The sequence below is a fragment of the Bradyrhizobium japonicum USDA 6 genome (assembly GCF_000284375.1).
GTDB lineage: Bacteria > Pseudomonadota > Alphaproteobacteria > Rhizobiales > Xanthobacteraceae > Bradyrhizobium > Bradyrhizobium japonicum.
This window is the reverse complement of the sequence record NC_017249.1, coordinates 8903953-8915837: the sequence shown is the minus strand read 5'-3', so window position 1 is coordinate 8915837 and position 11885 is coordinate 8903953. Positions and strand designations below refer to the sequence as shown.

Below are 11885 nucleotides of genomic sequence, written 5' to 3'. Positions count from 1 at the left end.
AGATGTTCGCGAAGATGATCAAACTCGTCACGCTGGGTACATTTGCGGCAGCGCTGCTGGGCTCGCCGGCGTTTGCCGCGGGCGGAGGCGGAGGCGGGGGAGGCGGCGGTAACGGCTCCACCGATCCCTATGCCGGCGCCTATTCGGATCAGAGGCCGCAGCCAACCTATCCGAAGCGCCCGGGCACCAAGGCAACCCAGAAAGGCAAGAAGCCGAACAACCAGTCCAGCATCGGCGATCCCGCATTCGCGGCCGGCTACCGCGTCGCCTATGACACCATCTACGAACGCAACGACTATGCGGCTGCGATCGCGCAATTGAAGTCGCTTGGCCATGACGACCATCCGAACGTCGCCAATCTCATCGGCTATTCCTACCGCAAGCTTGGCGACTACGAGCAGTCGCGGGTCTGGTACGAGCGCGCATTGAAGGCAGATCCGAACCACGTATTGACGTGGCAGTATTACGGATTGTGGCAGCTCGAGCGGGGCAACCGCGAGCAGGCGCTCTATCATCTCAGCCGGATTGCTGCCATCTGCGGGACGGATTGTGAGGAGTATCGATCGCTGGCCGCGGCACTCGACAAGCCGACCGGCACGGCGCTCGCCTACTGACGTTGGGGAGCAGCCGTCGACAGGCGCCGTATGGCGGCCATGTTCTTCAGCGCGGATGGTGACAAGGCGTCAGATTTTCAGCATTGTCCGGTTCGGGGGCGCGAACGGAACAATTGGATGCCGCTGACGCGCGACAAGATAATCGGCCATGACCTTGAACGGCTGGCCTTTCGCTTCACCATGACCGGTGAAGGCGGCGCCGTGCAGTGCCAGATCAGCGACGCCGCGATGGACGAGCTCGCGGGGATGCAAGGCACCGAAAGCAGCGCGCGCCAGGCGCAGTTTCTGTCCCTACGCGAAACCATCGAGCGGATCGCATCGGACCTCTATGATGAGGCGCCGCGGGTGCAGGGATATGTCGTGCGGATTTTCATGCGGAATTTGGGGAGGTAGTGTCGCCCCATATTCCGCTGTCATGCCCCGCCTTCGCGGGGCATGACAGCAACGATGTGGCAAGACCGTCCGATTCACTTAACCGGCGGCAGCGTTCACCCCTCCAGTTTCCGCAACAACAGCTTCAGCGCTGTGGCAGCAAACACCTGCATGTTCGCAAGCCGGTCGTTGCTGCCCGTCTCCAGCGTGATCACTTCCGCCGCGGGGCCGGCGACGGCCATGCAACTGTGCCCGGCGGCGTCGCCGTAGCGGTTGCCGGTGGGGCCCGCGGCGCCGGTTTCGGACAGGCCCCAGTCGCAGCCGAAGCGGCTGCGCATCCGTTCGGCGAGGAGGCTCGCATAAGGCTCCGACGAGGAGCGAAAGCCCTTCATTCCTTCGTCCGAAATATCCATCAGCACGCGCCTGGCATCGCGGGTGTAGACCACGGTGCCGCCGAGGAAATAGGCGGAGGCGCCGGGCACCGCGAGCAGGCTGGCCGAGATCAGGCCGCCGGTCGAGGATTCAGCCACCGCAATGGTCTGTTTGCGCGCGATTAGTCGGGCCGCGACCTGTTCCGCAATGCCGACGAGCTCTTTCATCCCTTTAACCTCTCAGTCCTCGCAACGGAGCTGTGCCTTCCTAGCATATGACAGCGGCCTTGGCCGAGTTGCGGGCGACGGGCAGGCCTGCTTGAATGGTGGACAAGACAAAACGTGACGAGGAAACGTGAAGGAGACGTGATGGCGTCCCTGATCGCCGGCGGGGTGGATTGCGACGTGCATCCGGCCGTGCCGCATCTGACCAGCCTGCTGCCGTACCTGAATGACTATTGGCGCGATCAGGTGACGACGCGCGGCATGGTCGATCTTGTCTCGCAATCCTATCCGCAGAATTCGCCGATCGTGGCGCGTCCTGATTGGCGGCCGGAAACGGGCAAGCCCGGCGCAAGCCTGGATGACATGCAGCGCCATCTGCTCGATCCGTTCCAGCTCACATACGCCATCTGCAATCCTCTCTACGGCGTGCAGATGGTGTTTTCGGAAGATTTGCAGGCCGCCTTCTGCCGCGCGTTGAACGAGTGGCTGGTGAAGGAATGGCTCGATCGCGATTCACGGCTGCGTGGCTCGATCGTGATCCCCACGCAAAGTGTCGAGAAAGCCGTCGCCGAGATCGAGCGTTGCGCGCAGGATCGCCGCTTCGTGCAGGTGCTGATGCTGGTCATGGGCGACACGCCGCTCGGCAAGCGCGCGCTGTGGCCGATCTACGAGGCGGCGGAACGGCTCCAACTGCCCGTCGGGATTCACGCCGGTTCCGCCTATCACAATCCACCGACTGCCGTGGGCTGGGGTTCCTATCACATCGAGGATTATGTCGGTCAGGCCCAGGCGTTCCAGACCCAACTCACCAGCCTGATCGTCGAGGGCGTGTTCGCCAAATATCCGCGGCTGAAAATGGTGATGCTCGAATCCGGCGTCTCCTGGATCTCCCCCTTTCTCTGGCGCCTGCACAAGTTCTGGCGCGGAGTGCGAATGGAGACGCCATGGGTCGATCGCGCGCCGCTCGACATTGTGCGCAGCAACATCCGGTTCTCTCTACAGCCATTTGATGCGCCGCCGGAACCTGAGACATTAATTCGCCTGTTTGATCATATGCAGTCCGACGAATTGGTTCTATTCTCCACGGACTATCCGCACTGGCAATTCAACGGCCAGGACGCGCTGCCCGAGGGCCTCACCCCCGATCTCGTGCGCAAGATCATGATCGAAAATCCGCATGCGACCTATCCCCGCCTGACTTAGCCCGCTGCCAAAGGAGGCAAGGCGATGAATGTCCAATTCCGCGAGAGCACCGAAGCCGCTTCCCCACTGACCGTCAAAACCGCAATCGCGGACTGCGACATCCATCCGGCACGCGCAACCCGGACTGAGCTTTATCCTTATCTGGCCAAACGCTGGCAGCATCATCTCGAAGTCTACGGCGTCCATGCCTATCAGGGCATGATGGAAGGCCCGCCCTATCCGAAGGCCCAGCCCAACGCATCGCGCCGCGACGCCTATCCGCCGGAAGGCGGACCGCAGGGCTCTTCGTTGTCCTTCATGCAGAAGCAGCTGCTCGATCCCAACAACGTGGAACTCGGCGTGCTCAATCCGCTCAACACCGGGCAGGGCATCCGCAATCACGAGCTCTCGGCGGCGCTGTGCTCGGCGATCAACGACTGGCAGATCGACAAATGGACCAGCAAGGACAGGCGTCTGAAGGCGTCCATTGTCGTCGGCAATGAGGACGGCCTGTCGGCCGCCGCCGAAATCCGCGAGCGCGCCGGCGACAAGAATTTCGTGCAGGTGCTGCTGCTCAGCCGCAACGTCGAGCCGCTCGGCCAGCGCCGTTACTGGCCGATCTATCAGGCCGCGGAAGAGGCTGGCCTTCCCGTCGGCGTGCACGCTTTCGGCTTCGGCGGCAATCCGATCACGCCGTCCGGCTGGCCTTCCTATTACATCGAGGAGATGGTGGGCCACTCGCAGTGTCAGCAATCGGCGCTGGCGAGCCTTGTCTTGGAAGGCGTGTTCGAGCGCTTTCCGAAGCTGAAGATGGTGATGATCGAGGCCGGCTTCGGATGGGCCCCGTCGCTCGCCTGGCGGCTCGACAAGGTCTGGCACCGGCTGCGCAGCGAAGTGCCGCATGTGAAGCGGCCGCCCTCGGAATATATCCGCGAGCAGGTGTGGTGGACCACGCAGCCGATGGAGGACCCGGAGCGGCGCGAGGACCTGTTCGACGTCATCAAATGGATCGGCTGGGACCGTCTGCTGTTCGCAACCGACTATCCGCATTGGGACTACGACGATCCGTCGCGCGTGCTGCCGGCGGGCGTCAGCGACACCAACCGCGAAGCGTTCTATCTCGGCAATGCGCGCAAGCTCTATGGGATTGCCGCATGATCCGGAAAAGTGTGAAGCGGTTTTCCCTCGCGACAAGCGCGGAACGCGTTTGCGCGGAGATTATGCGGAAGACATAAGCATGGCGCGGCACGTGATTGCGGCGGTGGACGAGCTTCCGCCGGGCACGCGAAAATTTCTGGAGATCGACGGACGGCCGATCGCGGTCTTCAACATCAAGGGCGAGTATTTCGGCCTGATGAACCGCTGCCCGCATCAGGGCGCGGCGCTGTGCGAGGGCCCGCTGATCGGGCTCGCGCAGTCAAAGGATCCCGGCGAGATCGAGTACACCAAGCTCGGCGAGATCATCCGCTGCCCCTGGCACGGTTGGGAGTTCGACATCCGCACCGGACAGTCCTATTGCGACCCCCGCCGCTTCCGCGTGAAGGCCTATCAGGCCCATGTCGAGCCGGGCGCGAGCGTGGTGAAGGGGCCGTATGTCGCCGAGACTGTCACGGTGAAGATCGAGAGCGACTACGTGGTGGTGGAGCTCTAGCTCCGCTTACCCTCCCCTGGAGGGGCAGGGTCGATCGCGCGCAGCGCGAGCGGGGTGGGGTGATCTCTCCCCACGGGCAGCGTTCGACGCGAAGGGACCTTCACCCCACCCCGTCTCACATTTTCGCTCCGCTCAATGTGAGCCGACCCTCCCCCTCTAGGGAGGGTAAGAGGCGATGATGATCGAAGTGACTATCAATGCCCCGCAACCGGCTCCGCCGCCGTATCGTACGTCGGCACAACCTTGCCGCCGCCGCGATACACGACCAGCGCGGCGATGATGCCGAGCGCCGCCGCGAACATCAGCCAGAGACCGGGGGCGGCCTTGTTGCCGGTGTAGTCGATCAGCAAGGTCGAGGCGAACGGCGTGAACGTGCCGAACAGCGCGGCGGCGAGCGCGAAGGCGAGCGAGAAGCAGGTGGTCCGCACATGCGCGGGCACGATCTCGACCAGCGCGCCGAGCATGGTGCCGCTGTACATGCCGAAATAGAACGAGAACATCATCTCGACGGCGAGCAACTTGCCAAACGTCGGCGCGGCCACCAGCCAGGACAGCGCCGGGTAGGCGGTGACGAGCGCGAGGCAGGCGATGCCGATCAGCACCGGCTTGCGGCCGATGCGGTCGGACAGCGCGCCGCCGACCGGATTCCAGAAGAAGTTGGTCACGGCGACGAGCAGCGTCACGAGCAGTGCGTCCTGCGTCGAGAGCTTCAGCACCGTCTTGCCGAAGGTCGGGGTGTACACGGTGACGAAGTAGAACGTCGTCGTGGTCAGGACCGCGATCATCATGCCGAGGATGACGATGCGCCAATTGGCGAACGCGGAGGCGAACACTTCGCTTGCGGTCGGATGCTTCTTCATGGCGAGGAAGGCCGGTGTCTCCTCGAGCGTCCGCCGCAGGAAGAAGATCAACGGAATGATCAGGCAGCCGACGAAGAAGGGAATTCGCCAGCCCCAGGCGGCCACGGTGTCGGCCGGCATCACCTCGGACAGGATGAAGCCGAGGATCGAGGCGACGAAGATCGCGACCTGCTGGCTCGACGACTGGAACGAGGTGTAGAAGCCGCGATTGCCGGGCGTGGAGATTTCCGCGAGATAAACCGAGACGCCGCCGAGTTCGACGCCGGCGGAGAAGCCCTGCAGCAGGCGGCCGATCAGCACGATGACGGGCGCCGCGATGCCGATGGTCGCATAGCTCGGGCAGAACGCGATCACGACGGTGCCGATGGCCATGATGCCGAGCGTGACGATCAGGCCCTGGCGGCGGCCGATGCGGTCGATGTAGGCGCCGAGCACGATCGCGCCGACGGGGCGCATCAAAGCGCCGAGCCAGAACACGCCGAAAGTATTGAGCAGCGACGCCGTCTCGTTGGTCGAGGGGAAGAACGCCTTGCCGATCGCGGCGGCATAGAAGCCGAACAGGAAGAAATCGAACTGCTCGAGAAAATTGCCGGAGGTGGCGCGCAGGATCGCGCCGATGCGCGACTTGATCTCGGGCGGATTGGTTGCTGGTCCAGCCATGTCGTTACTCCCCTGGAAGGCGCGGCCGGACCGGAACTCATTTCACGGCAACGCAGCCGATTGTCGGCTGCGACAATCTGTCCTACCCCTCTCGCGCGGCGCGCGGCGAGTCAATCGATTTCACCGGGGAAGCTGATGATTTTTCACGCTTTATTCTGCGTTGCAGCGATCATCCACTCGCGGAACGCGGCCAGCTTCGGCGGCTCGCGCCGGCCCTCCGGCGCGACCAGGTAGAAGCCGGCATCGGCCGGCAGCGCGATCTTGAAGGGCACCACGAGCCGGCCCTTGGCGATGTCGTCCTGGACGTAGGAGGTCCGGCCCATCGCCACGCCGATGCCGTCGATTGCGGCCTGGATGGTCATGAAGATCATGTCGAAGGTGATGCCGGGCTGCCTGGCGATGTCGCCGGGAAGGCCGGCCGCCGTCAGCCATAGCCGCCAGTCATCGCTGTTGGCATTGGAGGTGTGCAGCAGCGGATAGCCCCGGAGATCCTCAGGCTGGCGCAGCGGCTTGTCGCCGCGCAGCAGCGACGGACTGCACACCGGAAACAGCTCGTCCGCCATCAGCCAGTCGGCGCGCAGGCCCGGCCATTGACCGCGGCCATAGCGAATCGCGGCATCGACATTGTCGCGCTGGAAATCGACGAGGCTGGTCGAGGTGGTAATGCGGACGTCGATGCCGGGATGCTGCTCCTGGAAATCGGTCAGCCGCGGCAGCAGCCATTTCGCGGCGAGCGATGCCAACGTCGAGACGGTCAGTACCTTGTCGTCGTCCTTGCGCAGCAGCCGGTCGGTGGCGAGGCGGAGGTCGTTGAAGGCGGCGCGGACGCCCGGCAAATAGTCGCGCGCCTCCGGCGTCAGCGCCAGCGCGCGGTTCTGCCGGACGAACAGGCGGATGCCGAGCTCCTCCTCGAGCCGCCGGATCTGATGGCTGATCGCGGTCTGGGTCACGTTCAGCTCGGACGCGGCCAGCGTGAAGCTGAGATGGCGCGCGGCAGCCTCAAAGGCCCGCAATCCGTTCAGGGAGGGCAATCTGGCAGTCATCTGGCAGCAGCATGCATGACGTTATTTCATGCGAAGGGGTACAAATTGTCGTTTGTCGCAGCGCGGTGGCAAGCAGATATTAGCGGTCAAGTTAGCTCAAGGAGCTGAAAATGTCTACTTTGACCCACAATTCGATGACAAATCATCATGCGCCCGGCCTCATCCAGCAGATCGGCGAGACGCTTCACGTCTGGCACGAGCGCTACCGGACCCGCCGCGAACTGACCAACTGGACGGCCCGCGATCTCCACGACGTCGGCCTGTCCTGGACCGATATCGCCTACGAGGCTGACAAACCCTTCTGGCGGGCCTGATTGGCCGCCAGGCCGGCGCCGCCTGATCACAGGGGCGCCGGCGGTCCCTCTTTCCGCAGGGCTCGTGTCATGAGCACTCTTCGCCTGGAAGATCTGAAGCAATATTCGGACACGCTGCGTACCCGGCAGGGTGAGGCGATCAACGTTCGCTTCGTCGAGCCGCGCGACACCGAGGAGCTTCAGCACTATTTCCGCTCGCTCTCGACCCGCTCCCGCTACAACCGCTTCTTCGGTGCGATCAGCGAATTGCCGAAGGGCCTGCTGAGCGAATTCCTCGACGTTGGAGCGCGCGAGCGGTTCACTGTCGTCGCGACCAAGATGGTCGACGGCTTCGAGACCATCGTCGCCGAAGCGCGCTACGCCTTCCATGCCGAGACCTCGACACTCGAGTTCGGCCTGTCGGTCGACGACCGCTGGCAGGGCCACGGCATCGCCACCGCGCTGATGAAGAATCTCGAATGCCGCGCGGCAGCTCTCGGTGCCGAGCACATGTTCGGCGACACGCTGCGCTCCAACGAGACCATGATTTCGCTCGCCCGCAAATCCGGTTTCGCTTTCGTCAATCATCCCGACGACTGGAGGCTGGTGCGCTTCGACAAGGAGATCGCCGTCGCGCCGAAAGACATTCCCTGCGCGAGCTGGCGCCTCGCCGCCCTTTCCCGTCAGGCCGACAGCCCCTCAGCCTCGGCCTGACACCACTCCGAGCCCGGCCTGGTCATCCAGAGCCGGGCCTTTTTTTGCCCTCGCTCAAGCGCCGTCATTGGTGAAGTCGGTCGAGGTTGCGACGGATCGCCATCCCGCCAGCTCCCGCGCAACGAATGCGTTCTTCGCCTCGATCCGCTCCACCGTGTCGCTGCCGAGCGGCAACCGCAGCGGCGGGGTCTTGGCATCGACCAGCGTCAGGAAGGCCTGCGCCAGCTTGCGCGGATCGCCGCGCTGGCCGTGGTTGAATTCGGCGGCGTGAGCGCGGGTCTTGCCGACACTCTCGTGATAATCGTCGATCACCTGCGCGGTGCGCGACAGCGAGGTGTCGTCGAGGAAGTCGGTGCGGAAGAAGCCCGGCTCGACCACGGTGACCTTGATGCCGAGCGGCGCGACTTCGCCGGCCAGCGCTTCGCTGATCCCTTCGACCGCGAATTTGGTCGCGCCATAGACGCCCCAGCCGGGATAGCCGGTGTAGCCACCGACCGACGAGATGTTGATGACGTGGCCCGAGCGCTGGCGGCGCATATGCGGCAACACCGCGCGGGTGACACCGAGCAGGCCGAACACATTCGTGCCGAACAGCTTTTGCGTCTCCGCGCCGCTGGCCTCCTCGATCGCGCCGAGCAGGCCGTAGCCGGCATTGTTGACCAGGATATCGATGCGCCCGAAGCGCTTCGCGGCCTGGCCCGCCGCCTCATGCGCCTCGGCCTCGCTGGTGACGTCGAGCCGGGTCGCGAGCAGGCGCTCGTGGCTGCCGAGGCGCGCGGTGACAGTGGACGGATCGCGCGCCGTCGCGACCACCGCATCCCCGGCCTTCAAGGCGGCTTCGGCGATCAAGGCGCCAAATCCGCGGGATGCTCCTGTGATGAACCAGACACGCATGATGTTGCCCTTTCCATTTTGGTCCGACGATGTGCCGAGCCGATGGGCAAGGTGTAGCGGCTCGCCATAGCTGAGATAATCCGCTATATACTTTGCAAGCTACTGAGAAAAATTCATCAATGCGGATCGACCCGTCCGACCTCGCGACCTTCCTCGCCATCGCCCGCCACCGCAGTTTTCGCGCGGCGGCGACCGAACTCGGCGTCACGCCATCGGCGCTGTCCCACGCTTTGCGCAATGTCGAAGAGCGGCTCGGCCTGCGCCTCGTCAACCGCACCACCCGCAGCGTCGCGCTCACCGAGGCCGGCGAGCGGCTGTTTGCCCGCATCACGCCGGCCTTTCGCGACATCGACGACGCGCTCGAGGACCTCAACAATTTCCGCGGCAAGCCCGCCGGGACGCTGCGCTTCACCGCCGCGCGCCAGTCCGCGCAGCTGGTGCTGCTGCCGATCGTGACGCGCTTCCTGAAATCATTCCCCGATGTCAGCGTCGAGATCGTCATCAATGACGCCCTGATCGACATGGTCGCGGCCGGCTTCGATGCCGGCGTGCGCTTCGGCGAGACCATCGCCGCCGACATGATCGCGGTGCCGATCGGCCCGCGGCACCGATTTGCCGTGGTCGGCACGCCCGCGTTCTTCAAATCGCACAAGCCGCCAACCACGCCGCGCGACCTGAAAGGCCTGCCCTGCATCCGCTACCGCTTCACCTCCGGCGCGCTCTATCATTTGGAGTTCGAGCGCGGCGGCATCGAGCTCGCGATCGACGTCGCTGGACCGCTGACGATGAACGACCAGGATCTGATGGTCGATGCGGCGCTCGACGGCGCTGGGCTTGCCTATGTGTTCGAAGCGCAGGTCGAAGCGCTGCTCGTCAAGCGCAAGCTGGTTCGCGTGCTCGCCGACTGGTGCCCGGCCTATCCCGGCTTCTTCCTGTACTATCCAAGCCGCCGTCAATTGCCGGCAGCGCTGCGCGCGTTCGTGGATTTCGCGCGGGCGCCCGCCAAGTGACCCGGATCGAGCGACGTGTATCCCGTCATCCTGAGGTGCGATGCATGGGACGCAAGGCGTCTCATGGGGAGCCTCGAAGGATGAACGGCCCCGATACTCATGAAACGCGACTCGCAACCACAGCCGGGCCGTCGCCCTTCGAGGGCCGCGAAGGCGCGGCCACCTCAGGGTGATGGTCAGAGATTGTCGAATCCTGTTACTTCCCCGTAAACACGGCTTTTCGCTTCTCGATGAAGGCCTGCACGGCTTCCTTGTGATCGGCGGTCGTGGTCAGGCGGATCAGCCGTCCGGCTTCGTGGTCACGGGCGGTCTCGAAATCGAACAGCACGGCCTCGTCGAGATTGTCCTTCATGTAGCGCAGAGCCAGACGCGGGCCCTCGGCGAGCGACTTGGCCAGCGCAAAGGCTTCAGCCTGCAATTTGTCGTCGGGAACGACGCGGTTGACGAGGCCGATTGTCTCGGCGCGCGCGGCGTCGACGCGATCACCGGTGAACAGCAACTCGCGGGCCCGCGCCGTGCCGACCAGCCGGGTGAGCAGCCAGGCGATGCCGTAGTCGCCGCTCAGCGCGATGCGGGCGTAGCCGGTGGCGACGAAGGCCGATTGCGCGGCGATGCGGATGTCGCAGGCCATGGCAATGGCGAGCCCGGCGCCGACCGCAGGCCCCGGTAGCGCCGCGATGGTCGGCTTGCGTACCGACGCCAGCGCGCCGGTGAGCAGCCGCTGCCGTTCCTGGAGGTCGGCGACCTTGTCGTCGAAGGACATTTCAAGCTTCTTCGGGTCGCGATGCGCGCCCATGCCCTTGACGTTGCCGCCGGCACAGAAGGCCGCGCCCGCGCCGGTGATCAGAAGCGCGCCGACATCGGGGCTCTCGCCGCAGGTGCGGATCATCGTCCGCAGTGCCGGCGTCAAGGTATCCGACAGCGCGTTGCGCGCCTCCGGCCGGTTCAGCGTGATCACTGCGACGCGGTCGCGGATGACGCAAAGGAGTTCATTGGTGCCGGTATCGACGGTGGTTTCCGTGGTCATGTCGCTCCCTTTTTCTTTCGTCATTGCGAGCGAAGCGAAGCAATCCAGATACTTTCCGCGGGACAGTCTGGATTGCTTCGTCGCTTCGCTCCTCGCAATGACGGGTGTGGTTATTGGCTTGCCTCAAAACTTCTCCACCCAGGGCCGCAGCTCGAGCTCCCAGGTCCAGGCGCTGCGCGGCTGCTGCAGCACGTTCCAATAGCTCAGCGCGATCGCATCGGGATCGAGCATCGAATCCGGCTTGTCGGCCGGCTCCGCATGCGCCGCGCTGCGGATGCCGCCGTCGATCACGAAATGCGCGATGTGGATGCCCTGCGGCGAGAGTTCGCGCGCCAGGCTCTGCGCCAACCCTCGCAGCGCGAACTTGCCCATCGCGAACGAGGCCGATTGCGCATAGCCCTTGACGCTCGCCGAGGCGCCGGTGAACAGGATCGCGCCGTGCTTGTTCGGCAGCATGCGCTTGGCCGCCTGCTGCGCCACCAGGAAGCCGCCATAGGCGCTGATCGCGATCGCCTGCGCGACATCGGCCGGAACGAGATCGACGAACGGCCCGCGCGTGCGGCCGCTGGCGTTGTAGACGACGAGATCGGGCGTGCCGATCTCGCGTTCGACCAGGCCGAACAGCCGCTCGACCTCCTCAGGCTCGGTGGCGTTGCAGGCATAGGCCTTGGCGCCGGTCTCGCGACAGAGCGCGCCTAATTTCTCGATCTTGCGCGCGGCCAGCGCGACGCGGATGCCTTGCGCTGACAGCAGCCGCGCCAGCGAAGCGCTCAGGCCTTCGCCGGCGCCGACGATGAGGGCGATCTTGTATTTCGGATGTTCCATGGTGTGATCTCTCGGGGACGGGAAGTCGCTGATCTATGCATCCGCCGTGCGGACAACCAGCCGGGGGCGGTCACAATTCCGCAGAGCGAATTGCTCCTTCACGGCGATCATGCCTCCCTGACAATTTGCGGCTTTATCCGCCTT

The 11885-nt window shown here is 64.5% G+C and carries 14 protein-coding genes; 8 read left to right on the top strand and 6 right to left on the bottom strand.

Annotation, left to right across the window (positions count from 1 at the left end):
• Nucleotides 1-2 precede the first annotated feature (2 nt).
• Together BJ6T_RS41060 and BJ6T_RS41055 are read left to right on the top strand one after the other, a co-directional pair.
• A complete protein-coding gene (locus BJ6T_RS41060) occupies nucleotides 3-614 on the top strand; it encodes a tetratricopeptide repeat protein (protein ID WP_014498420.1) in 612 nt (203 codons plus the stop codon).
• 117 nt (nucleotides 615-731) lie between these two features.
• Nucleotides 732-1007 carry a DUF1488 family protein gene (locus tag BJ6T_RS41055; protein ID WP_014498419.1) on the top strand — a complete coding sequence of 92 codons (276 nt, stop codon included), beginning with the start codon at nucleotides 732-734 and terminating at the stop codon, nucleotides 1005-1007.
• Between the two features lie 95 nt (nucleotides 1008-1102).
• Here the strand turns inward: BJ6T_RS41055 and BJ6T_RS41050 are convergent, their stop codons facing one another.
• Nucleotides 1103-1585 (bottom strand): CinA family protein, encoded by a 483-nt coding sequence (locus BJ6T_RS41050; protein ID WP_014498418.1) that lies wholly within the window; start codon nucleotides 1583-1585, stop codon nucleotides 1103-1105.
• Between the two features lie 141 nt (nucleotides 1586-1726).
• Between BJ6T_RS41050 and BJ6T_RS41045 the strand changes: the two genes are divergently transcribed.
• The 3 genes from BJ6T_RS41045 to BJ6T_RS41035 all read left to right on the top strand — a co-directional run bounded on the left by BJ6T_RS41045 (nucleotide 1727) and on the right by BJ6T_RS41035 (nucleotide 4415).
• Nucleotides 1727-2785: an amidohydrolase family protein gene (locus BJ6T_RS41045; protein ID WP_014498417.1), complete on the top strand. Its 1059-nt coding sequence runs from the start codon at nucleotides 1727-1729 to the stop codon at nucleotides 2783-2785.
• Between the two features lie 24 nt (nucleotides 2786-2809).
• Nucleotides 2810-3922 carry an amidohydrolase family protein gene (locus tag BJ6T_RS41040; RefSeq protein ID WP_014498416.1) on the top strand — a complete coding sequence of 371 codons (1113 nt, stop codon included), beginning with the start codon at nucleotides 2810-2812 and terminating at the stop codon, nucleotides 3920-3922.
• A 79-nt stretch (nucleotides 3923-4001) separates the two neighbouring features.
• Nucleotides 4002-4415 (top strand): Rieske (2Fe-2S) protein, encoded by a 414-nt coding sequence (locus BJ6T_RS41035; protein WP_014498415.1) that lies wholly within the window; start codon nucleotides 4002-4004, stop codon nucleotides 4413-4415.
• Between the two features lie 194 nt (nucleotides 4416-4609).
• Here BJ6T_RS41035 and BJ6T_RS41030 read toward each other — a convergent pair whose 3' ends face one another.
• Both BJ6T_RS41030 and BJ6T_RS41025 read right to left on the bottom strand, forming a co-directional pair.
• A complete protein-coding gene (locus BJ6T_RS41030; RefSeq protein ID WP_014498414.1) occupies nucleotides 4610-5935 on the bottom strand; it encodes an MFS transporter in 1326 nt (441 codons plus the stop codon).
• A 143-nt stretch (nucleotides 5936-6078) separates the two neighbouring features.
• Nucleotides 6079-6978, bottom strand: a complete 900-nt coding sequence (locus BJ6T_RS41025) for a transcriptional regulator GcvA (RefSeq protein ID WP_028157247.1) — start codon at nucleotides 6976-6978, stop codon at nucleotides 6079-6081.
• A 110-nt stretch (nucleotides 6979-7088) separates the two neighbouring features.
• Between BJ6T_RS41025 and BJ6T_RS41020 the strand changes: the two genes are divergently transcribed.
• Both BJ6T_RS41020 and BJ6T_RS41015 read left to right on the top strand, forming a co-directional pair.
• Entirely contained in the window at nucleotides 7089-7292 is a 204-nt protein-coding gene (locus BJ6T_RS41020) for a DUF1127 domain-containing protein (RefSeq protein WP_014498412.1), read from the top strand.
• Nucleotides 7293-7361: 69 nt separating this feature from the next.
• Nucleotides 7362-7985: a GNAT family N-acetyltransferase gene (locus BJ6T_RS41015; protein ID WP_014498411.1), complete on the top strand. Its 624-nt coding sequence runs from the start codon at nucleotides 7362-7364 to the stop codon at nucleotides 7983-7985.
• 54 nt (nucleotides 7986-8039) lie between these two features.
• Here BJ6T_RS41015 and BJ6T_RS41010 read toward each other — a convergent pair whose 3' ends face one another.
• Nucleotides 8040-8879, bottom strand: a complete 840-nt coding sequence (locus tag BJ6T_RS41010; RefSeq protein WP_014498410.1) for an oxidoreductase — start codon at nucleotides 8877-8879, stop codon at nucleotides 8040-8042.
• 119 nt (nucleotides 8880-8998) lie between these two features.
• On the opposite strand from BJ6T_RS41010, the gene BJ6T_RS41005 reads away from it, so the two are divergent.
• Nucleotides 8999-9889 (top strand): LysR family transcriptional regulator, encoded by an 891-nt coding sequence (locus BJ6T_RS41005; protein ID WP_014498409.1) that lies wholly within the window; start codon nucleotides 8999-9001, stop codon nucleotides 9887-9889.
• A 196-nt stretch (nucleotides 9890-10085) separates the two neighbouring features.
• Here the strand turns inward: BJ6T_RS41005 and BJ6T_RS41000 are convergent, their stop codons facing one another.
• Nucleotides 10086-10916 (bottom strand): enoyl-CoA hydratase, encoded by an 831-nt coding sequence (locus BJ6T_RS41000; protein WP_014498408.1) that lies wholly within the window; start codon nucleotides 10914-10916, stop codon nucleotides 10086-10088.
• 123 nt (nucleotides 10917-11039) lie between these two features.
• Entirely contained in the window at nucleotides 11040-11741 is a 702-nt protein-coding gene (locus BJ6T_RS40995) for an SDR family NAD(P)-dependent oxidoreductase (RefSeq protein WP_014498407.1), read from the bottom strand.
• Nucleotides 11742-11885: the final 144 nt, after the last annotated feature.